The sequence below is a fragment of the Pseudonocardia oceanicola genome, assembly GCF_047200735.1.
In the GTDB taxonomy this organism is placed as follows: domain Bacteria; phylum Actinomycetota; class Actinomycetes; order Mycobacteriales; family Pseudonocardiaceae; genus Pseudonocardia.
The window spans coordinates 69,852-91,066 of record NZ_JBJZON010000009.1 but is presented as its reverse complement, the minus strand read 5'-3'; the positions used below and the strand labels follow the sequence as shown (position 1 = coordinate 91,066).

Annotated in this window: 19 protein-coding genes and 2 tRNA genes; 10 read left to right on the top strand and 11 right to left on the bottom strand. The window is 72.4% G+C overall.

All coding sequences use genetic code 11. From position 1 onward, the window contains the following. Nucleotides 1-424 precede the first annotated feature (424 nt). The 6 genes from ACL02T_RS15285 (at nucleotide 425) to ACL02T_RS15260 (ending at nucleotide 4,399) form a co-directional block, all read left to right on the top strand. On the top strand, nucleotides 425-718 hold the full coding sequence (locus tag ACL02T_RS15285; RefSeq protein ID WP_412831374.1) for a hypothetical protein: 294 nt from the start codon (nucleotides 425-427) through the stop codon (nucleotides 716-718). A gap of 43 nt (nucleotides 719-761) precedes the next feature. Then, the gene (locus tag ACL02T_RS15280; protein ID WP_412831373.1) at nucleotides 762-1,124 is read left to right on the top strand and encodes a hypothetical protein; all 363 of its coding nucleotides are present in this window, start codon (nucleotides 762-764) and stop codon (nucleotides 1,122-1,124) included. A 179-nt stretch (nucleotides 1,125-1,303) separates the two neighbouring features. Further along, entirely contained in the window at nucleotides 1,304-1,756 is a 453-nt protein-coding gene (locus ACL02T_RS15275) for a hypothetical protein (protein ID WP_412831372.1), read from the top strand. 71 nt (nucleotides 1,757-1,827) lie between these two features. Continuing rightward, the gene (locus tag ACL02T_RS15270) at nucleotides 1,828-2,136 is read left to right on the top strand and encodes a hypothetical protein (protein WP_412831371.1); all 309 of its coding nucleotides are present in this window, start codon (nucleotides 1,828-1,830) and stop codon (nucleotides 2,134-2,136) included. Between the two features lie 26 nt (nucleotides 2,137-2,162). Then, nucleotides 2,163-3,242 carry a hypothetical protein gene (locus ACL02T_RS15265; protein ID WP_412831370.1) on the top strand — a complete coding sequence of 360 codons (1,080 nt, stop codon included), beginning with the start codon at nucleotides 2,163-2,165 and terminating at the stop codon, nucleotides 3,240-3,242. A 128-nt stretch (nucleotides 3,243-3,370) separates the two neighbouring features. Continuing rightward, nucleotides 3,371-4,399 (top strand): protein rep, encoded by a 1,029-nt coding sequence (locus tag ACL02T_RS15260; RefSeq protein ID WP_412831369.1) that lies wholly within the window; start codon nucleotides 3,371-3,373, stop codon nucleotides 4,397-4,399. 161 nt (nucleotides 4,400-4,560) lie between these two features. Here ACL02T_RS15260 and ACL02T_RS15255 read toward each other — a convergent pair. From ACL02T_RS15255 to orn, 3 genes are all read right to left on the bottom strand, one after another. After that, nucleotides 4,561-4,633, bottom strand: a tRNA-Lys gene (locus ACL02T_RS15255). 102 nt (nucleotides 4,634-4,735) lie between these two features. Beyond that, a tRNA-His gene (locus tag ACL02T_RS15250) sits at nucleotides 4,736-4,808 on the bottom strand. A gap of 63 nt (nucleotides 4,809-4,871) precedes the next feature. Continuing rightward, complete coding sequence (orn, locus tag ACL02T_RS15245; RefSeq protein ID WP_412831368.1) at nucleotides 4,872-5,474, bottom strand: oligoribonuclease; 603 nt, start codon at nucleotides 5,472-5,474, stop codon at nucleotides 4,872-4,874. Nucleotides 5,475-5,534: 60 nt separating this feature from the next. Here orn and ACL02T_RS15240 point away from each other — a divergent pair, with 60 nt between their 5' ends. Genes ACL02T_RS15240 through ACL02T_RS15230 form a run of 3 tightly spaced genes read left to right on the top strand, consistent with a single transcriptional unit; the run spans nucleotide 5,535 to nucleotide 7,846 of the window. Next, nucleotides 5,535-7,085 carry a helicase HerA-like domain-containing protein gene (locus tag ACL02T_RS15240; protein ID WP_412831367.1) on the top strand — a complete coding sequence of 517 codons (1,551 nt, stop codon included), beginning with the start codon at nucleotides 5,535-5,537 and terminating at the stop codon, nucleotides 7,083-7,085. 51 nt (nucleotides 7,086-7,136) lie between these two features. Further along, complete coding sequence (locus ACL02T_RS15235) at nucleotides 7,137-7,616, top strand: DUF2975 domain-containing protein (RefSeq protein ID WP_412831366.1); 480 nt, start codon at nucleotides 7,137-7,139, stop codon at nucleotides 7,614-7,616. Continuing rightward, nucleotides 7,616-7,846, top strand: a complete 231-nt coding sequence (locus tag ACL02T_RS15230) for a helix-turn-helix domain-containing protein (protein ID WP_412831365.1) — start codon at nucleotides 7,616-7,618, stop codon at nucleotides 7,844-7,846. The genes ACL02T_RS15235 and ACL02T_RS15230 overlap by 1 nt, the downstream gene beginning before the upstream one ends. A 25-nt stretch (nucleotides 7,847-7,871) precedes the next feature. Here the strand turns inward: ACL02T_RS15230 and ACL02T_RS15225 are convergent, their stop codons facing one another. The 3 genes from ACL02T_RS15225 to ACL02T_RS15215 form a co-directional block, all read right to left on the bottom strand. Beyond that, a complete protein-coding gene (locus ACL02T_RS15225; RefSeq protein ID WP_412831364.1) occupies nucleotides 7,872-8,762 on the bottom strand; it encodes an IS982 family transposase in 891 nt (296 codons plus the stop codon). 68 nt (nucleotides 8,763-8,830) lie between these two features. Continuing rightward, on the bottom strand, nucleotides 8,831-10,504 hold the full coding sequence (locus tag ACL02T_RS15220) for a PH domain-containing protein (protein WP_412831363.1): 1,674 nt from the start codon (nucleotides 10,502-10,504) through the stop codon (nucleotides 8,831-8,833). Further along, entirely contained in the window at nucleotides 10,501-11,010 is a 510-nt protein-coding gene (locus ACL02T_RS15215; protein WP_412831362.1) for a PH domain-containing protein, read from the bottom strand. Before ACL02T_RS15215 ends, ACL02T_RS15220 begins: the two co-directional genes overlap by 4 nt. A 121-nt stretch (nucleotides 11,011-11,131) precedes the next feature. On the opposite strand from ACL02T_RS15215, the gene ACL02T_RS15210 reads away from it, so the two are divergent. Then, complete coding sequence (locus ACL02T_RS15210) at nucleotides 11,132-11,956, top strand: HAD family hydrolase (protein WP_412831361.1); 825 nt, start codon at nucleotides 11,132-11,134, stop codon at nucleotides 11,954-11,956. Between the two features lie 49 nt (nucleotides 11,957-12,005). Here ACL02T_RS15210 and ACL02T_RS15205 read toward each other — a convergent pair whose 3' ends face one another. The 5 genes from ACL02T_RS15205 to ACL02T_RS15185 all read right to left on the bottom strand — a co-directional run bounded on the left by ACL02T_RS15205 (nucleotide 12,006) and on the right by ACL02T_RS15185 (nucleotide 20,957). Further along, nucleotides 12,006-12,884, bottom strand: a complete 879-nt coding sequence (locus tag ACL02T_RS15205; RefSeq protein ID WP_412831360.1) for a ferredoxin family protein — start codon at nucleotides 12,882-12,884, stop codon at nucleotides 12,006-12,008. 56 nt (nucleotides 12,885-12,940) lie between these two features. Beyond that, a complete protein-coding gene (locus ACL02T_RS15200) occupies nucleotides 12,941-14,569 on the bottom strand; it encodes an AMP-binding protein (protein ID WP_412831359.1) in 1,629 nt (542 codons plus the stop codon). Between the two features lie 94 nt (nucleotides 14,570-14,663). After that, nucleotides 14,664-16,814 carry an ArnT family glycosyltransferase gene (locus ACL02T_RS15195; RefSeq protein WP_412831358.1) on the bottom strand — a complete coding sequence of 717 codons (2,151 nt, stop codon included), beginning with the start codon at nucleotides 16,812-16,814 and terminating at the stop codon, nucleotides 14,664-14,666. Between the two features lie 55 nt (nucleotides 16,815-16,869). Then, nucleotides 16,870-18,165: a bifunctional glycosyltransferase family 2/GtrA family protein gene (locus tag ACL02T_RS15190; protein ID WP_412831357.1), complete on the bottom strand. Its 1,296-nt coding sequence runs from the start codon at nucleotides 18,163-18,165 to the stop codon at nucleotides 16,870-16,872. 725 nt (nucleotides 18,166-18,890) lie between these two features. Beyond that, complete coding sequence (locus ACL02T_RS15185; protein ID WP_412831356.1) at nucleotides 18,891-20,957, bottom strand: glycosyltransferase family 39 protein; 2,067 nt, start codon at nucleotides 20,955-20,957, stop codon at nucleotides 18,891-18,893. Nucleotides 20,958-21,215 lie beyond the last annotated feature (258 nt).

Genomic DNA, 21,215 nt, shown 5'->3' with positions numbered 1-21,215 from the left:
GGGAGCGGGGCGGAAGGTGTACGAACCCGACAACGGAGGTAGACCGTTGTCCCTGGTCGGTGATTTGAGCTCCCGAGGGCCGGCCTGTGGGGTTCCTACAACTACGTCCGGTCGTCGTGAGGCAACTCGTCTAGTTGCCGCTGTAGGTCCTCGACGGACCACCTGTGTTGACCGCTCGGGGTCGTCCACGTCGGCTTGATACGCCCCTGAGTGACCCAGTGCAGCAGGGTCCGATGGCTGACACCGACGGCTGCCGCTGCCTTCCCGGTCGTTACAAGCCCGCTGCGATCCACCCGGACATCATGCCCGACCTGCGAGATCTGCGGGAGTGGCGGGTCTTGCGTTGCGAGGCTTGCGAGGTTGGCGAGACCTCTGCTAGCTTCGGCGCCGTTGCGAGGTTGGCGAGAGTGGCGGAGGTTGCGGGATGCGTACGGAGCTGCCGGGTCAGTTGGCCCTGTGCATGGTGCTGGTCCTGGTCGATGTGGTCCGGCCGGGTCGGGCGCTTGTGACGTGCGGTGAACTCGATTTCGGCGGAGAGATCGTCCTGGACAAGTACGGCGCCACCGGTCGCCGGGACGTCTATGTCGTGGAGTCCGAGGGAGAAGTCATCGGCCGCGCCCGTTCGTACCGGGAAGGTGCGTACCTCCTCGCCGAGCGGAACGGTCTACCCCGATCGTCGGTCACCGTCGAAATTGAACACGAATACAAGGTTTGCTAACAGCCGATAGGCACAACAACACACACCCGAGAGAGGAACCACAGTGAGGCTCTACCTGGACACCAACCGGACCACCCTCATCTTCAGCGGCAAGGTCATTCCGAAGGCTGAGTACGTGGAGCTGACGAACGGCGAGCGTCGTCGGTCCGGTAATCAGGCTAAGGACGAGAACGGTACGCCGCTCTGGACAATGGATTGCTTCTCGGCGGATGACGATTCGATGCGTGCGGAGGTGGTCGCGGTGACCGTCGCCTCTCACGAGGAGCCGACCGCCCGACAGTTCGCGCCCGTCAAGTTCGTGAACCTTCGAGCGAACGTCTACGTAAACAGTCAGACCGGCCGTGCTGCTACTAGTCTTCGTGCGGACGGTGTGGAGGGAGCCAACCAGGCTCCGAAGGCCGCGTGATGGACGATCAGCGCGATTACGCGGAAGAGACCTACAACCGCAATCTGTGCCCGGTGTGCGACCTGTCCCCGTGCCCCGATCCTGCCGACTGTGAGCGTTGGGCGAATCGGGAAGCCGCCCGTGTCGAATCGGGTTATCTCCGCAATCTGTAGATGAACCGTATATGGAAGGAAACCGATGTGAGCCAGCACAGCTACAATCCGAATCAGCCCCCGCCCGGGTGGTACCCCCAGCCGAAGCGGAAGCGTCGCGTGTGGCCGTGGATCGTCCTGGTCCTCGTCATCGTCGTCGCACCGATCGTCGGTTTCGGCGCGTGCACCGCCGCCGTTGATTCGGCGATCACCGAGGCTGGGAAGCCGGTTACCTACACCTACCGCGTCACCGGGTCGGGATCAGACGTCCGAATCGATTACCAGACGGACACCGGATCAGCGTCGGTCTCTGACGTCTCCCTCCCGTGGGAGATCGGGGAGACCTTCTCGTCCCTCATCAACTTCGTGCACGTCTCGGCGATCCTGGACCAGGACGGCGGGAAGGTGACGTGCGAAGTCCTACAGGACGGAAAGGTCGTCGCGAGTAACACCGCCTCGGGTCCGTTCGCATCGTGTACCGCGATGCCACCCGCCAACTAGACCGCTCCCCCTCGGGACCGGCCCCATTGTGCCCGGGGCCGGTCCCTTCGTATGTCCTGAGAGGAGAAACAATGTCCGTTATTGGCTGGATTCTCGCCCGGCTGTGGGATTTCGCCGTGTGGGTCTGGTGGCTCGCACCCGTTCATATCAGCATCGTTCTACTCGCGATGTTGTGCGGCTACATCGCCGTTCTACTCGTCCCGCGTGATCGCGGATGGCTCCGAGTGACGCTATACCGCAGTCCGGTGCCGTGGGCCGCCGGTCACGACCCTGCCGAGCAGGTGATCGTGATGGACCTCCCGGCAGAGGTCCCGCTGTCGCAAGGGGAGTACCCGAGGACCGACAACGTGGTGCCGTTGTTCGGCAGGAAGGCCGCGTGATGTGGCGTCGTAGGCAGCTCACTGCGGTGGACCTGGACGAGATGGAGGTTCAGTCCCTGACGGATGCGTGGGATCGGGCGTGCCGGGGTGCTGGTCTCGTCAGGAAGGTTGAAACCGTCTCGGGGACGACTGAGGTCCCGCCGAAGGTCGTCATGGTCGATCTGACGAAGCGCACTCTTTCAGTGCGACTCGAACCTGGAATGACTGCGAACGATGTGCGGACTCTTGCCCCGCGTATCGCTCCCTATCTCGGGGCCTGGGGGTTGCGGGTGGAGCCGATAGGTAACGGGGATTCAGTCGTCGTCAGCCTATTGGCCTCCGACCCCCTGGGGCGCGGACCGCTCGCGTTCGTGAACGGTGGCCCGATTCTGATCGGAGCTTCCGACGATGGGGAACGCTTAGTGGTAGACGACCCTGCCGACATTGGCCACGCTGTAGTTGTCGGCTCCACGGGCAGCGGTAAGAGTAGCTTCCTCTATTCGCTGCTCTCCGCTTATGCCCGGTACAGGCGGGGCGGATATCCGATTCGGGTTGACGGGATCGACCCTAGCGGGATTCTCCTGAGGCCCTGGCCGAACTCAGTGCTCGGGTTGGCGTGCCCGGATGATGTAGAGCGGTTCCTGACCGCTGCTGTAGCGGACATGGACGATCGGACCTCACGCATCCCCGAGGATTCGGACGAACTCCCGCTGAACCACGACGACCCGCTTCGTGTCGTGGTCATCGAGGAATATCCCGGGCTCCTCCGTTTTCTGGACTCGGTGGACTCGAAGATGGGTAAGCGAATCCGCGCCCTGGTGGCCCGACTGCTCAGTGAAGGTCGGAAGGCGGGTGTTCGCCTTGTGTTGGTCGCCCAACGTGCCGATGCCTCACTGATCGGTGGATTCGAACGGGCCCAGTGCTCGTTCCGGCTTTCCTACCGATCCGATCCGGATGCCGTGAAGATGCTCCACGACGCCGATCCGGCCGTGATCGCCGAGCACTCCCGCGCCCTGCCCGGTGTCGGCCTCCTCAGCGTTCCTGGCCGGTCCCTGGTCCGTCTGCGTACCCCGTGGCTCCCTGGTGGGTACGCGGATTACGTCCGGCTCGTGGGCGGTGTGCAGTGACCGGGCCTGGCCTGGCCGCCGCCCGTAGGCCGGAGGCCGGAGGGGCGGGCGGCCCGGGGCCGAAGGCCCCGCTTGGTAAGAACGTGGATAACCCTTCCCCCGCTGGTAGACGGGCTGAGAAGTACCAGATGCGCCGTCGCCTCTGGGAGCTGTCGACGCTTCCCGGTGTGCGGAAGTGCGGCCGGGTGTCCCGTACGGAGGCCGGTGGTCCGGTGCTGCGTGTCTCGGGGGCTCCTGGTGAGCGGGTCGCCGGTTACGCGGGTCTGGTGTCGTGCGGGGTCATGACGTGCCCGGTGTGCGCTTCGAAGGTGGGGGCTCGCAGGGCCGAGGAGATCGGCCACGTTGTAGACCAGGTCCACGCTGCTGGTGGGTCGGCAGCACTCGTGACGTTGACCCTTCGCCATCACAAGGGGCACCGGCTTCGTGAGGTGTGGGACGCGCTGACCTACGCGTGGTCGCGGGTGTCGTCGGGGAAGGCGTACGCCCACGAGTGGCAGACGTTCGGGATCACCGGATGGCTCTCTGCCGTCGAGGTGACTCACGGGGATGCGGGGTGGCACCCGCACCGGCACATCCTCGTCCTCTTCGACTCGCCGATGTCTCAGGACATGGTCACCGAACTCTCGGAGCGGTGGTTCCTGCGGTGGGAACGTGCCCTGGCACGGAGGGGCTTCACGGCCGTAGCCGACAAGGGAGGTCTTGACGCTCGGGTGGTGGCCCGGGGATCGGGATCGCTCGGGGTGTACCTCTCGAAGATCGCTCACGAGGTGTCGGGGTCGCCGACGAAGCAGGGCCGGGGAGGTTCCCGGACCCCGTTCCAGATCTTCAGGGACTTCCTCGCTACGGGGAACGCGGACGATTACGACCTGTGGACCGAGTACGAACAGACGGCCCACCGTCGCCGGACCCTCACGTGGTCCCAGGGGACCCGGGAGCGGTACGGGGTCGGCGAACAGACAGACGAGGAGATCGCACAGGAGGACATGGGTGGGGACGACACGATTGGCCTCCCCAACGAGACGTGGCGCGTCGTCCGTCACCAGGCGGAAGCGTTGCTAGAGGTAGCGGAGCGGGACGGCCCGTTAGGGGCCGCTGTCTGGCTCACTGACCGCCGATTGTCGTGGTCGTGGGTATCCGCTAGGGCTAGAGCCGCGTAGGCCGTCTGGGACGTCCTCGTCGTGTTAGTTGATAACTCAACAGTGAGGCTCCATCGGCGGAGCAGACCGGAGAGACCCAGGGAACGACGGCCCCGTTGACGAGGAATCAGCGGGTGTCACTTGCTCGGATGATCTCCGGAAGCTACGTTTCCGCAGGTGAGTGCGCCGCGAGGGAATCGAACCCCCAACCCGCTGATTAAGAGTCAGCTGCTCTGCCGATTGAGCTAGCGGCGCATGTGTTCAATTGTCCTACCGGGTCGTCCGGTGTCCCTTGCGCGACAGGCGAAACGCTATCAGGCGCGCTCCGCAGGTCGTGCGAGGGGGTCCGCGACCCCGGGTGAGTGACGGGACTTGAACCCGCGACTTCCTGGACCACAACCAGGTGCTCTACCAGCTGAGCTACACCCACCATCGAACCTCCGGGCCGCCCCGGTGTTCTGACGTGAACTCTACAAGGCCGTGTCGAGCGGGTTCACCGCGGGGGTGCCAGCGCGGCCGCGGCGGCCCTGGCCTCGTCGGACGTCGGGCCCGGGGGCTGCACGAACAGGGTCCGCCGGTAGTACTCGAGCTCGCGGATCGACTCCTCGATGTCCGCGAGCGCGCGGTGGGCGAGGCCCTTCTCCGGCTTGGCGTAGAACACCCGGGGGAACCAGCGACGGGCCAGCTCCTTGAGCGAGCTGACGTCGATCATCCGGTAGTGCAGGTGGGCGTCGAGCTCCGGCATGTCCCGGGCCAGGTAGCCGCGGTCGGTGGCGATCGAGTTGCCGGCCAGCGGGGCGGTGCCCGGATCGGGCACGTGCTCGCGGATGTAGGCCAGTACGGCCTCCTCGGCCTCCCGGAGGGTGATCGTCGACGCCCGCACCTCCTCGGTCAGACCGGACCGCGCGTGCATCTCCCGGACGACCTCGGGCATCTGCCCCAGCGTCTCGTCGTCGGCGTGGATCACCAGGTCGACGCCCTCGCCGAGCACCTTCAGGTTCCCGTCCGTGACCAGCACGGCGATCTCGATGAGCGCGTCGCGCCGCAGGTCGAGACCGGTCATCTCGCAGTCGATCCACACCAACCGGTCGTTCATGCCCCGCAGCGTAAGCGCTGGCCCGCCGGTTGTCGTACCGCTGGTCTAGGCTCCGCCGACGTGGGGGAGAACACGTCGAGCGCCGCTCAGGAGATCGCCGCCGGGTACGCCACCGAGGGCGCGGCCCTCGAGCTGGGCACCGTGATGGTCGACGGGCAGGTGGACCCGTCGGCGCCCGTCCGGATCCCGTTCGCCACGCTCAACCGGCACGGGCTGGTCGCGGGGGCCACGGGCACCGGCAAGACCAAGACGCTGCAAGGGCTGGCCGAGCAGCTCTCCGCCGCCGGGGTCCCCGTGCTGCTGGCGGACGTCAAGGGCGACCTGTCCGGGCTCGCCCGGCCCGGGGAGGACGGGCCGAAGATCCAGAGCCGGGCGAAGGACACCGGGGACGAGTGGGTGGGCACCGGCTTCCCCGTCGAGTTCCTCTCCCTCGGCGGGAAGTCCTCCGCCATCCCGGTCCGGGCCACGCTCACCCAGTTCGGGCCCGTCCTGCTGTCGAAGGTCCTCGACCTGAACGACACCCAGGAGTCCACGCTCGGGCTGATCTTCCACTGGGCCGACCAGCGGAACCTGCCGCTGCTCGACACCAAGGACCTCCGCGCGGTCATCGCGCACCTCACCAGCGACGAGGGCAAGGCGGACCTCAAGGGGATCGGCGGCGTCTCGCCCGCCACGGCGGGGGTCATCCTGCGCGCGCTGGTGAACCTCGAGGCCCAGGGCGGGGAGGACTTCTTCGGCGAGCCCGAGTTCGAGCCGGCCGACCTGCTCCGCCAGGTGGACGGCAAGGGTGTCGTCACGCTGGTGGAGCTCGCCGAGCAGGCTGCGAACCCCACGCTGTTCTCCACCTTCCTGATGTGGCTGCTCGCGGAGCTGTACGAGGACCTGCCCGAGGCCGGCGACCTCGACAAGCCCAAGCTGGTGTTCTTCTTCGACGAGGCGCACCTGCTCTTCACGGACGCGTCGAAGGCCTTCCTCGCCCGCATCGAACAGACCGTGAAGCTGATCCGGTCGAAGGGGGTGGGCGTGTTCTTCTGCACCCAGCTGCCCACGGACGTGCCCAACGCCGTGCTGTCGCAGCTCGGTGCGCGGATCCAGCACGCGCTGCGGGCCTTCACCCCGGAGGACCAGAAGGCGCTGGCGAGGACGGTGAAGACCTACCCGGTCTCGAAGGTCTACGACCTGGAGGAGGCGCTCACCACCCTCGGCACCGGCGAGGCCGTCGTCACGGTGCTGTCCGAGCGGGGCGCGCCCACGCCCGTGGCCTGGGCGCGGATGCGGGCGCCGCGGTCGCTGATGGCGGCGATCGGCGGGCCCGCCGTGACCGAGGCGGCGAGGACCTCGCCGCTCTACGCCAAGTACGGCGAGACGATCGACCGGGAGTCCGCGTACGAGAAGCTCACGGCGAAGTTGGCCGAGGCCGCCCCGCCGGCCGAGGTCGTTCCGGCCCCGGCCCCGGCCCCGGAGCCCGAGCGCCGCGAGGAGCGGGAGGAGCCGGGCGTGATGACCCAGATCCTCGACTCGCCGGCCGCCAGGTCGTTCATGCGGTCCATGGCCACCCAACTCGGTCGGGAGATCACGCGGGGGCTCTTCGGCACCCGGAGGCGACGCTGAGGCGGGCGCTGATCGATTGACTTTCGATAGATATCGCTCGATACTCGCGTCATGATTCCCGAGCATCGAGCGGTACTCCCGCTCCGGGTCTTCCTCGTGGTGCTGTTCGCGGTGCTGGTGATGTTCCAGACCCTCTCGCTGCCCGGGCAGTTCGCCCACATGGCGAGGGAGTCCCCGGAGCTCGCGTACCTGCGCTGGCCCCTGACCGCCCTCGCGGTGTTCTGGGTGCTGTGCGTCCAGGTGGTCATCGTCGCCACCTGGAAGCTGCTGACCCGGGTCAGGAAGGACCGCATCTTCAGCCCGGCCTCCCTGGTCTGGGTGGACGCCATCGTGTGGGCCGTCGCCGCCGCCTGGCTGGTGCTGGTCGGCGTGTTCGGCTATGTCGGGTTCCACGCGACCGACCCGGGCCTGCCGCTGCTGCTGTTCCTGCTGGTGGTCGGCCTCGCCGTGCTGGGGTTGCTGATGGTGGTGATGCGGGCGCTGCTGCGGCAGGCCACGACCCTGCGGAGGGACATGGAGGCGGTCATCTGATGGCGATCGTCGTGCGCATCGACGTCGAGCTGGCCAGGCGGAAGATGAGCGTCGGGGAGTTCGCCGAGAAGGTGGGGCTCACGCCGGCCAACGTGGCGGTGCTCAAGAACGGGCGGGCCAAGGCCGTGCGGTTCAGCACCCTGGACGCCATGTGCCGGGTGCTCGGCTGCCAGCCCGGCGACCTGCTGGAGTGGGTCGAGTCGGAGGAGACGGCGGAGCGGCTGCTCTAGATGATCGATTCCGTGAAGTGGGTGTTCAGTGGTCGTAGGCGGTGACGCTGCGCTTGAGTGGGGCGTTGGTGGCCCAGTTGTGCCAGACGGCTGCGGCCAGGGCGAAGAGCCGCTGAGCAACGCGGGTGCCTACTCCTTGGCAGGTGCGCCCGCCGTGGCGTTCCAGGCCGAGCTGGCCCTTCAACGTGTCGAACACCGACTCGATCCATTGCCGGACCCCGCCGAGGTTGCCGTGGCGGGTGCGTTCGTCGCGCCGGTCCGGGCGCAGCAGGGTGACCCCGAGGGTGGCGATCTGGGCCTCGATCTCGCGTCCGGCCAGGCCCTTGTCGGCCAACACGGTCGCTCCGGCGGCGAGGCGTCCGGTCTCCACGGCGATGGTCAACAGGTCCAGGCAGACGTCTCGTTCGCCGGTTTTCGGGTGGGCCAGACACCAGGCGATCGGCATCCCGTCCGGGGCGGCGAGCAGGTAGAGCTTGAACCCCCAGTAGAACCGGGAGTGCGCCGCGCAGTACCCGTAGCCGGCGTGTCCGGCCAGGTCCGAGCGTTTCGCGGTCTCGCGCGAGGTTCCGCACGGCAGCGGGGTGGCATCGATCAGGCGCAGGTCGTCGCACCACGACGGGCTGACCTTGGCCAGGTGGGTGATCGCCGCGGCCAGCAACGGCGCCGCCGCGGTGAGGCGCTTGTGGTAGCCGGGCTGCTTGGGCAGGTACCGAAACAGGTGTCCGAGGCGGCAGTAGGCGAACCGGATCCACCGGTGCTCGGCGTCGACCCCGAGCAGTACCTGGGCCGCGGCCAGGGTCAACAGCTCGGCGTCGCTGAGTCGGGGTCGTCGTCCTCGTCCTCGGCGAGCCGGGACCACATGGTCGTCGATCTCCACATACAGTGCGGTCAGGAGGGCGTCCAGGTCGTTCGTCACAGTCGATCATGGCCGCCCTCCTCCCGTGTCTTGGCTGATCGACACGCCACCTTCAAGGAATCGATCATCTAGGGGGTCTCCCGGGTCCGTCGGGGGAGCAGGCCCGGCGTGGCCGCCTCGGCCAGCGCGACGGCGTCGGCCGCCCCGACGTCGAGGACCCGGTAGCCGCCCTCGCCCGCCGCCGTGACCGCCTGCAGCGTCACCAGCCCGGCGCGGCGCTGGAAGGGGCTCTGCCGGACGGTCCAGCCGATCACCCCGGAGCGCTGCAGCGCGACGGTGCGCCGGGAGAGTCCGCCGAGCCGGCTGACCAGGTACCGCGGGGTCAGCGCGTGGCCGAGCGCCCGGAACCGGTCCGCGGCCAGCAGCGCGGCGAGGGGCAGCAGGACCAGGGTGCCCGGCCAGATCCATGCCAGCCCCGGCCGGACCCAGCCGACGAGCACGGCCACCACGATGAGCCCCAGCACCGGGCCGAGGGCGCGCGTGTACCGCCGCCGCCGAGCGGCCGGGGGGTGCGGGACCAGCGGGATCAGCGTGGGGTCGGCCTCCGTGGGGTCGGCTCCGGTGGGAACGATGTCGGTGAGGTCGGCGTCGGTCGATCCGGCTTCGGGGGCGCTGCCCGTCGGGCCCGCGGCGGCCGGCTCGGCACCGATCGGACCGGGGGCGGGGCCAGGGGCCCGCCGGAGCGCCGCCCCCGCCACCCGGTGCGCCTCGGACCGCGGCGCCGGCGGCTGCAGAACCCCGCCCTGGGCGTCGCGGCCGAGGCCGGTGGACAGGGCGCGGGTCTGGGCTCCGCCGCCCGCGCGCAGCAGCAGCGGCTCGTGCACCGCCACCCCGCGGAGCCGCTCCTCGGCGACCGACAGTGATCGCGTGGTGAGCAGGCCGCGCCGGACGCGCAGGGTGCCGTCGGCCTCCCGGGTCAGCCGGTACCCCCACCAGCGCTCGGTGAACAACAGCACCGACCCGACGACCGCGACCACCAGCAGGCCCACGCCCACGAGCCCGACGGCGAGCCAGAGCGGCGCGGTGGCGAGCCGCTCGGCCGCTGCGTCGACGCCGTCCACCTCGGTGGGACTCACCCCGAGCTCGTTGAACACGTTGAACGCGGCCGCCGCGATCGCGCCGACGCCGGCGAGGGAGGAGAAGGTCAGCGGGGCGAACCGGAGCCAGGACCAGTGCAACCGGGCCAGCTCCTCGGCCGGCTCGGCGGGGTCGTCGGGGGCCGGGGCGGGCGCGTCGGGCTGCGGGACGCGCCGGTCCAACAGCTCCCGCCGCAGGATCTCGGCCTCGGCCGTGCTGACGGCGTCGAGCGTCAGGCCGCCGTTGCGGTGTTCCCCGCCCGGGTCGGCCGCCCGCACCGCCACCACGCTCAGCCGGAACGCGCGGTGCAGCGGCGAGGCCGTGAGGTCGACGGTGCGGATCCGGTCCCGTGGCACGGACCGCCGTTGCCGTCGCAGCCAGCCGCTGTGCAGCTCCACCCGCTCGGCGGTGATCCGGTACCGGGTCGTGCGCCACCGGACCACGCCGGCGACGACGACCAGCACACCGATGCCGAGCGTGATCCACGGCCGGACCGGGTCACCGTTACCGCCGGTGAGCAGCACGACGAGCAGCACCGGGACGAGCTTGACCAGCGTGCGGACCGGCTCGACCACGACCATCCTCGGGTCGAGCCGTCGCCACGGGGTCACCGACGCGGGTCCGGCGCCGTCGACGGGTGCGGCGGGGCCGGCGGAGCTGCTCATGTCGCGTCACCGGGCGTGGCCTGCGTGGTCTCGGTGAGCTGCCGGGCCAGCTCCTGCGCGTGCGCGGTGGCCAGGCCGCGGATGGTGACGGGCCCGCGCGCCGACGCCGTCGTCACGGTCACGCTGGCCAGCCCCAGCAGCTGCTGCAGCGGTCCGTGCTCGGTGTCGACGGTCTGCACCCGCGAGATCGGCGCGATCCGCCACTCGCGGACCAGCCAGCCCGAGAGCGTGTAGACCGCCTCGTCGGTGACCTCCCAGCGGTGGATGCGGAAGAGGATCCCGGGGACGACGGCGGCGTACCCCAGCCCGACCACCGCCGACGCCGCCAGCGTGGTCCACAGCCAGGTCGGACCGTCGAGCACGAGCGCCAGCACGAGCTGGGGGAGCGCGACGACCGCGGCGCCGCCGAGCCCGCGCAACCGCCACCAGGTCCGTGCGCGCGGGTCCACGCGGTGGGCGGGCGGGCGGAGCGGGAGCGTGGTCGGCACGGAGGACCCGGTCTGCATGGGTTCATGCTGCCGAAACCCCGCGGCGCCCGCCGCGGGACCCTCGGGCTGCACTGTCACCGCTGCTGGGGGACGGGGCGGCGCCCTGCTCGGCGGGGTCGCGACCCGTAGGGTCGGGCATGTGCGACCCCCGGGATGGCAGCCGCGACTGATCGCCCTCGACATCGACGGCACGACCGTTCACGAGCACCGGCCACCCAGCGCCCGTGTGCTCGCCGCCGTCCGGGAGATCGGGCGCCGCGCCGTCGTCACCCTGTGCACCGGGCGGACCGTGCTGGGCGTCGAGCACGTGCTGGACCAGCTCGGGCTCGGCGAGCACCCGGTCGCCGACCGGTACGTCGACGTCGAGCACACCACCGTCTGCTCCAACGGCGCGGTGGTGCTCGACACCGGATCGCGACAGGTGCGGTACACGATCCGGTTCGAACCGGGCCCGGTCGTCGCGGCGGTGCGCGAGGCGCTGCCCGGAGCGGTGTTCGGGTGCGAGGAGGTCGGCGTCGGGCAGCGGGTCGGGGGGCCCTTTCCGGAGGGCGTCCTGGCCGGGCGGGTCCGGGTCGTCGACGAGGCCGAGCTCCTCGCCGGGCCGACCCCCAAGGTCGTCGCCTACTGGCCGCACGGCACGCCCGCGGACGTCGCCGACCGGATGGCGGGGGTCGAGATCCCCGGCGCCGAGGTCACCCTCGACCACGAGCTGCCCTGGGTGTCGATGGTGCCCGAGGGGGTGTCGAAGGCGTCGGCGCTGGCGGGCGTCTCCCGCGCGCTCGGGGTGGCGCAGGAGGACGTCCTGGCGGTCGGCGACGGCGACAACGACCGGGCCATGCTCCGCTGGGCCGGGCTCGGCGTGGCGATGGGCCAGGCCCCGCCGGAGGTGAAGGCCGCCGCCGACGAGGTCACCGGCGCGGTCACGGAGGACGGCCTGGCTGCGGTGCTGGAGCGCTACCTCTGACGTGCGTCGCGGTGCTCGACGCGGTCGTCGGTGGCGCGCGGAACCGCACCTACCGCGCCCGGGCGAGCTCCCGGACCTCGGTGGCGACGAGCGGGGCCATGCGCTCGAGGGCGCCGCCGCAGGAGGTGGGACGGGCAGGACCGGGGGCGGGCTCGACCCGCACCGCCCACGCCGCGCCCTCGGGCCCGGTGACGACCACCTCCGGGCCGTCGGTCCGGGCGACGAGGAGGGCGTCGACGTCCCGCAGCCCGGTGTGTGCGCGCACCGCCAGTTCGGCGACCTGCCCGGCCGGCTCCCACGCCGCGCGCCCCCGGCAGTGCCCGTGCTCCACCTCGCCCTGCCCCGCGGCCTTGCGCGCCACGACCGCGGAGGCCAGGTCGAGGCGGCCGTAGAGGTAGCCGGTCGGCAGCACCAGGGCGGTGGGAGCGAAGCGGTGCCCGCCGAGGTGCGAGCACTCCCACACCCCGTCCGGCTCGGTCTCGGCGAGCCCCCGGGCGAGCGCCAGCCCGTCGACGGCGCAGCAGAGGTCGCGGGTGCCGTGCGTGCAGACCAGCAGCAACGGGCGGGTGACGGGCTCGCCCGCGCGGGCGTCGTGCAGGGGCACGTCGGCGAGTTCCGAGGGCCCGTCGACCACCAGCCGGCCGACGCGCACGGCCCCTGGCGCGGTGTCGGCGAGCAGCACGGTGCGCGGCGAGTCCGGCGGGGGACGACGCCCGGGCCGCCGGATCAGCAGCAGCTTCCGGCCCGCCGCCCGGGCCCGTTCCGCCAGTCCGGCGACGGCGGGATCGGGGTGCCGGTCCACGGTCCGCGGCCACGCGCCGAGGTGCTCGACGCAGACGAGTCGGTCGCCGACGGGAGCGGTCCCGGGGAGCGGCTCGGCGAGCGCCCGCGCGAGTGCGGAGCAGCGCGCGTCGGTCTTCCCGGCCATTCCGGGACCCTACCTTAGGCCACCCTAAATCGCACGGGTGACCTCGGATGATGCGCTCAGTCCATACCCGGTAACTCTCTGGTGACCACCTTGCCGGTCTGGTTGCGCGGGAGCTCGTCGACGAACACCACGTCCCGTGGGACGGCGAACCGGGCCGCCTTCTCCTTGACCAGCGCGCGCACGGCGTCCTCGTCCAGAGTGGCGCCCTCGCGCAGCACGACGTAGGCCGCCAGCCGCTGGCCGTACTTCTCGTCCGGCACCCCGACGACGGCGACCTCGCGCACCCCGTCGTCGGCCGCGATGAGGTCCTCGACCGGACCGGGGTGCACGTTCTCCCCGCCCGAGACGATCATGTCGTCCGCCCGGCCGGTGAGGAAGAGCCGCCCGGTGTCGTCGAGGTGCCCCACGTCGCCGGTGCCGATCAACCCGTCCTGCCGCTCGATGTCGGCGCCCTCGCGGGTGTAGCCCTCGAACGGCAGGTCGTTGCCGACGAACACGCGCCCGTCGGTGTTCGGGGGGACCCCGCGGCCGTCGTCGTCGAGGATGCGCAGGATCGTGCCGACCGGCGCGCGCCCCGCGGTGCCCGGCGCCTCGCGCAGGTCGCGCGGCGAGGCGATGCTCACCCACGACACCTCGGTGGAGCCGTAGAGGTTGTAGAGGCAGTCGCCGTAGCGCGCCATGAAGTCCTGGGCGAGCCCGGTCGGCAGCGCCGAACCGGAGACGGCGACGAGCCGGGGGCGGTGCTCGTCGCGCCACGGCTGCCCGGTCTCGAACACCCGCTGCACCATGACCGGCACGGCGATCACGACCTGGACCTTCTCGGCCGCCACGGTGTCCAGGAAGTCCTCCGGGTCGAACCGCCGGCGCAGCACGACGGTGTCCCCGTGCAGCAGGGCGAGCAGCAGTCCCGCGTTGCCCCAGGTGTGGAAGAGCGGCGCGGCGAGCAGCACCGCCTCGCCGGCCCGCAACGGGATCGCCGAGAGGATGGACGCCGCCGGCGCGAGGTTCGAGATCGGCGGTCGTTGCGCGCCCTTCGGCGTGCCGGTGGTGCCGGAGGTCAGCACGATCATCCGGCCCTCCTGGGCCGGGCGGCCGGGCGGGGGACCGGGGGTCGCGGTGAGCGCGTCGAGCTCGCCCGCGCCGACCACGACGAGGCCCGCGGGCAGCCGGTCGCGGAACTCGTCGTCGACGACGACGATCCGGAGCCTCAGCTCCTCGGCGATCTCGGCGAGCTGGCCGGCCGGCAGGCCGGTGTTGAGCAGCACGACGTCCGCACCCAGCTTCGAGCACGCCACCATCGCCTCGATCGCGCCGCGGTGGTTGCGGCACAACACGCCGACCCGGGTCCGCTCGGCCGCGCCGCGGTCTTGCAGCGCCCGCGCCAGCCCGTCCGTCCGGGCGTGGACCTCGGCGTAGGTGAGGGAGCCGGAGTCGTCGACGATCGCGGGCCGGTCGGGGTGCCGGGCGGCGCCGACCGCGTAGCCGCCGGCAAGGCTGAGCCGGTAGCGCACCAGGCCCGCGAGCGTCCCGGCCAGCCGGTCCGGTCGCATGGGCCGGACGACACCGGAGCGGGCCAGCGCGACCAGTGCCCGGCCGGTGCCGAGCGCGGTGGTGGCCGCGTGCCGCAGGCCGTCGGCGGCCGGGCCGAGCGTGGTGGTGAGGGAAGGGGTCCGACGGTCGCTCACGGCCGCCATTCAACCGTGTCCGCATGTCCGCCGCCGGTGCGCGGTCGGTGGTGCCGGAGCACCGCTGACCGCGCACCGGCGGCGGAGCCGCAGGTCAGGGGGACGTGAGGTCGTAGACCGTGCGTCCGCCGACGGTCGCCGCGGGGAAGTTCTGCTCGACCCAGCGGGTGATCTCCGACGTCGCACCGCCGCGGCCGCCCGGGCCGCCGCCCATGCCGCCCGCGACGAGGTAGTGGATCTCGCCGTTCGCGACGTACTGCTGGAACTGTGGCAGCGTGGGGTAGGGGTCGGAGCCGACGAACCCGCCCATCGCCATGACGGACGTGCCCGAGGCCAGCTCCATCGACGCCGCGCCCTGCGAGCCCGTGGTCGCCGCCGCCCAGCGGGTGCCCGCGTTCCGCAGCAGGTCGACGAGCTCGGCGTCGACCGACTCCTCACCCGGTCCGCCGCCACCACCCGGCTGGGCACCCGGTGCGCTCGTCCCACCGGGCCGGCCGGTGCCGTCGGACGCGGTGCCGCCGGGCGCGGCGCCCTGTGTGGCCGGGAATCCGGGCCCGGTGCTCCCGGCCGCCGGGCCGTCCGTGCGGTCGCCGAACCGGGCGCCCGAACCCCGCGTCGCGCCGGAGCCACCCTCGGCACCCTCCACCGCGGGACCCGCGGTCGGGACGGAGCCGGTGTGCGCGGTGCCGGCGGTGACCGCGGCGGATGCGGCCGGCGCCGCGATCCCGGCCAGGACGGCGGCGCCGGCGACCGCGGTGATCCAGCGCCGGCGTCCGGTCGGCACCAGGAAGGCGAGCCCTGCGAGCAGCCCGACGACCAGGACCACCCACCGCAGCCACGGCAGGAAGGTCGGCGACCAGCCGAGCATCACGAACGCCCACACCGCCGTGACCGCCACGGTCAGGGCCAGGGTCGCGCGGCCGGTCCAGGTGCCGCGGGCCCGCCAGGCCGCCAGCCCGCCGAGCGCCAGCAACGCCGCGATACCCGGGGCGAGCGCCACCGAGTAGTAGGGGTGGATGGTGCCGCTCATGAAGCTGAACACCAGCCCCGTCACGACGGTCCAGCCGCCCCACACCAGTAGCGACGCGCGCATCCGGTCGGTCCGCGGCGCCCTACGCGTGAACCACAGGGCCGCGACCAGCAGGATCAGCGCCGCGGGCAGCAACCAGGAGATCTGCGTGCCGAAGGCGGTGCCGAACAGCCGACCGGGTCCCGCCTCGCCGCCGAACATGGCGCCGCCGGGGCCGCCCCCGCCGGGCATCCCGCCCGCGGGCATCCCCGCGACGGGTGCCCCGGGGACGCCGCCTGCCGCCTCGGCGCCCCCGGGGAACCCGCCGGCGCCCGTCGCGGGCGCACGACCACCGCCGCCCCCGCCGTTGCCCTCGCCGCCGAAGATCCGGCCGAGGCCGTTGTAGCCGAAGGCCAGTTCGAGCGGTGTGTTGTCCGTCGACCCGCCGATGTAGGGCCGGGCGTCGACGGGCCACAGCGCCACCGCCAGCAGCCACCACCCCGCGCCGACGACGATGCCCACCCCGGCGACCAGGACGTCCCGGATCCGCTTCCCGACGGTCGTCGGCGCCGCCCACAGGTACGCGACCGCGAAGCCGGGCACCACGAGGAAGGCCTGCAGCATCTTCGCCAGGAACGCGAACCCGAGGACCAGCCCGGCGAGCAGGAGCCAGCGCCACGAGGCTTTCTCCAGCGCCCGCACCGTGCAGTACGCGGCGGCGACGAGCAGCAGGACGAGGAAGGCGTCGGGGTTGTTGAAGCGGAACATCATCACCGCGACGGGCGTGAGCGCCAGGACCAGCCCGGCGAGCAGCCCTGCGCCGGGCCCGGCGACCCGTTTCACCGCGGCGTACAGCAACGCCACGGACGCCACCGCCATGAGCGCCTGCGGCGCGAGCATGCTCCACGAGCCGAACCCGAAGATCCGGCCGGACAGCGCCATGATCCACAACGACGCCGGCGGCTTGTCCACCGTGATCGCGTTGCCGCCGTCCAGCGAGCCGAAGAAGAGGGCGGTCCAGTTCTGCGTCCCGGCCTGCACGGCCGCGGCGTAGAAGGAGTTCCCCCAGCCCGAGAGCGCGATGTTCTGCAGGTACAGCACGGCGGTGCCGACGAGCAGGAGCGCGTACGCCGGGCGGTGCCACCGCCGCCGGGGAGCAGCAGCGGTGGGCCGGGGGGCGGCGCCGCCCGCGGAGGGCAGGGCGGCGCCGGCGTCGGAGTCGAGCGTGCGGGTCACGGGTGCCTCTCGGTGCGGCGTGCTGTCGGGCGCAGGGCGGTTCGGGGTGCAGGGGTCAGGCGGCGAACTCGGAGGGGACCTCCGCCGGGGCGGCGGCCGCGGTGCGCGTACGGCCGCGGAACACCCACGCCCGGAAGAGGACGAAGCGCAGGACGGTCGCGACCAGGTTGGCGACGACGATCGTCGCCACCTCGAGGCTCGGGTGGGCGCCCGGCACGACGGCCCCGAGCAGGGCGAGCGCACCGGTGGTGAGTCCCAGCCCGAGGCCGAACACGACGAGGCCCTGGACCTGGTGCCTGGCGACGTCCTGCCGCCCGCGGACGCCGAAGGTCAGCCGCCGGTTCGCGGCCGTGTTGGCGATCGCGGTGAGCAGCAGCGCGACGACGTTCGCCCAGATCGGGCCCATGAACGTGCGGAACAGCAGGAAGAGCAGCAGGTTCGCGAGCGTGCTGGCCACGCCGATCGCCGCGAAGCGCACCAGCTGGGTCGGCAGCCCCCGCGGCACGCCCTCCACGGACGTCTGCAGGGGTGCACGACCCAGCTGGGCCCGCAGCTCGACGATCGGGAGCGCGCCGGTGGCCAGGGCGCGGCCGACGCGCCAGACCCCCTTGAGGTCCGCCGTGGCCGTCGCGACGATGTCCACGGTGGAGTTCGGGTCGTCGACCCAGTCGACCGGGACCTCGTGGATCCGCAGCCCCGCGCGCTCGGCCAGGACCAGCAGCTCGGTGTCGAAGAACCAGCCGGTGTCCTGGACGAGCGGCAGCAGCCGCTGCGCGACGTCGCCCCGGATGGCCTTGAACCCGCACTGCGCGTCGGAGAACCCGGCCTGCAGGGTGCTGCGGAGGATCAGGTTGTAGCAGCGGGAGATGAACTCGCGCTTGGCCCCGCGCACCACGCGGGACCCGCGGCCGAGCCGGGTGCCGATGGCGAGGTCGGAGTGTCCCGAGATCAGCGGGGCGACCAGCGGCAGGACGGCGTCGAGATCGGTGGACAGGTCGACGTCGCAGTAGGCGAGGACCGAGGCGTCGGACGCCGACCACACGGTGTGCAGGGCCCGCCCGCGGCCCTTCTGCTCGAGCCGGACCAGCCGGACCTCGGGGAGCTCGGCCTCCAGCCGGGCGCCGATCAGCGGGGTCGTGTCGACGCTGGCGTTGTCGGCGATGGTGATGCGGAACGAGTAGGGGAAGCTGCGCAGGAGGTGCTCGCGCAGCCGCCGGACCGACGGCTCGAGGTCGTTCTCCTCGTTGTGGACGGGGACGACGATGTCCAGCACGGTGCGGTCGCGTCGGCCGCCGCGTGCGGCGATCCCGGGCGCGTTCTGGGTCGAGTTGTCGGCGGCTGCGAGGCTCATGCCGACGACGATCGGGGTCGGGCCTGTCGTGGGTTTGTGGTCGACCTGTGGCTCCGCTGTGGAGCGGCCCCGATCCCGTGTCGCGCCCGCCACACAGGCGCCCTCGGGGCGGGGAGCAGGCCTCATGGGCCCCGACGATCCCGCTGCCGGCTGTCGTGATCGTGTACCGGACCTGTGCGCGAGCTGTGGGCGCCACCGGGCGGCCTCGCCGCGCACCCGGATGCCGGCCGCCTCGCGGTCCCAGGCGGCCGCCGGGCGCTCGGCGCAGCCGCGCCTTCTGCACCTTCGTCGTGGGCGTGCGCGGCAGCGCGTCGGCGACCCGGACGTACCGCGGCACCATGTGGTGCGGCACCCGGTCGACCGTCCCTCGTTGAGCGCGAGTCGGGAGCTCCGGCCCGAGGCGGCTCCACAAGCGTCAGGGCGGTGGCGGTGGCGCCCGCTGGTGAAGATCGACACCTGCGTGCGCCCACGGTTCGGCGGCCCGCCCTGGGAGCAGAGCTACGGTGATCTTGTTCGAGCCCGTGGGCCGTAGCGGCACCGCGAGTCGGGCGCTCCCCGACCCCGCGAGTCGGCGCTCGCGCGAGCAGGGCGTTCCCACGCCGCGAGCCGGGCGCTCCCGCACACCGAGTCGGGCGCTCCCTGGAACGCGCGTTCAGTCTACGGGGGCGGGTCCGCACGGGATCCCTGCCCTCCGCCGCCCGGATCAGGCTCCGCCAGCTCCTGGATCAGGCCGGGGTGCCGCCCGTGAGGTCGTAGAGCGTGACGCCGTCGACGGTCTGGGCGGTGAAGGTCTGCTCCACCCACGCCGCGATCTCGGCGGCCGCGGCGCTGCCGCCCGTGTCCGAGCCGCGGGCGTCCGACCCCGCGCCGCCGACGAACCAGTGGATCTTCCCCGCCGCCACGTACTGCTGGAACCGCGCCAGGGTGGGGGCGGGGTCGGTGCCGTTGAAGCCGCCGACCGCCATGACCGGGGCGTCGGCCGCGAGCTGGTAGCCCGCGGCGGCGTTCGAGCCGACGGCCGCCGCGACCCAGGTGTAGGCGGACGCGTTCGCCTGCAGCAGCGTCGTCACCGCGGCGGGCGGGGTGGTGGTGCCGAGCAGGGAGCCGAAGCCGCCACCCATGCCACCGCGCATCCCGCCCGGGCCGGTGCCGCCGAGTCCGGCCGTGCCGGAGGAGACGCCCGGAGCCGTGGCCCCGGCGCGGGCGGTCGTGCCTCCGGGAGCGCCCGGGGCGCCGGCCTGTCCGCCCGGCGCCTGCCCGGCGCCGAACCCGCCCCGCATGCCTGCGCCGCCCGGCCCGCCGGGCCCACCCGCGCCGCCCGGCCCCCGGCCGACGCCCGACGGCCCGGAGCTCGGGATCGCGCCGCTGTGCGGCTGGACGGCGGTCGCCACCGACCACGCGGCCGTGCCACCCAGCGAGGCCAGCACCGCCGCCGTCACGACACCGGCGGAGAGCAGCCGTGGGAACCGGTGCACCCCGAGCAGCGCCCCGGCCGCGATCACGCCGAGCGCGAGGACCGTCCAGCGCAGCCAGGGCAGCCACGAGCCGAGCAGCACGAAGGCCCACCCTGCACTCGCCCCGACGGCGAGGGCGAGAGAGACCCGCGCCGTCGCGGCGGAGCGGAGGCGCCACAGCTCCGCCGCGCCCATGCCGGCGAGCGCGCCGACCGCCGGGGCCAGGGCCACGGTGTAGTAGGGGTGGATGATCCCGGCCATGAAGCTGAACACCAGACCGGTGATCAGCAGCCAGCCGCCCCAGGCGATCGCCGCGGCTCGCACCCGGTCGGTGCGCGGGCGGCGGGCGCTCAGCCACAGCAGTCCCGCCAGCAGGATCAGGGCCGCCGGGAGCAGCCAGGACGCCTCGGAGCCCATCTCGGCCCCGAAGAGGCGGCCGACGCCCGTCTGGCCCCAGCCGCCGCCCGGGCCGCCGCCGACGCTGCCGGTCTCGTCCCCGGTGAGCCGGCCGACGCCGTTGTAGCCCAGCACCAGCTCCATCACCGAGTTGTTCTGCGAGCCGCCGATGTAGGGCCGCGACGAGGCCGGCCACAGCTCCACCGCCAGCACCCACCAGCCCGCGCCGACCACCAGTGCGACGCCCGCGAGAACCAGGTCCCGGATCCGTCGACCGATCCCCGTGGGCGCGGCGACCAGCCACACCGCGGCGAGTGCCGGGACGATCAGGAAGGCCTGCAGCATCTTGGTGAGGAAGCCGAGGCCGAGGAACACGCCCGCGAGCACGAGCCAGCGGCCGTGCCCGCGCCCGAGCCCGCGCAGCGTCGCCCACACCGCGGCGACCAGCAGCAGCACCAGCAGCGCGTCGGGGTTGTTGAAGCGGAACATCAGCGTGGCGACGGGGGTGAGCGCGAGCACCGCCCCCGCCAGCAGGCCCGCCGCGTGCCCGGAGGTGCGTCGCACCGTCGCGTACAGCAGCCCGACGGCCGCGATCCCCATCAGTGCCTGCGGGACCAGGATGCTCCAGCTGTTCAGCCCGAAGAGCCGCACCGACAACCCGGTCACCCACAGCGCGGCGGGCGTCTTGTCCACGGTGATCGCGTTGGCGGCGTCGGACGAGCCGAAGAACCAGGCCTCCCAGCTCGCCCCGCCGGCCTGCGCGGCGGCCGAGTAGAAGGCGTTGGCCCAGCCGGAGGCCGAGAGGTTCCACAGGTAGAGGACCCCGGTCCCGACCAGCAGGACCGCGAGCGACGCGCGCTCCGGCAGCGTCCGCCGGCGTGGCGGGGGCGGGTCCTCGGCCACGGGGGGATCGGCGGGGCGCGCGGTCAGGGTGCTCGTCACGCTGCCCGAGGCTGGTGCGTCCCGCTGTGCCGCCCCGGTGCCGCACCTGTGCGGCGGCTGTGAGCGCGGCCCGCCGTTGAGGAGGTCCACACAGGAGGCGCCCGCAAGGCCTTCCTTGATCACGGCGACCGTCACCCGGTCGCACTGTCGGCCGCAGTCCCGTGACTCCCGGAATGATCGTGCCTGCCCGCGCTCGCGCGAGCGTCACGCTGCGGCTGTGGGCGCAGCGCTCCCGTACCCCCCGGAACGATCTGGGCG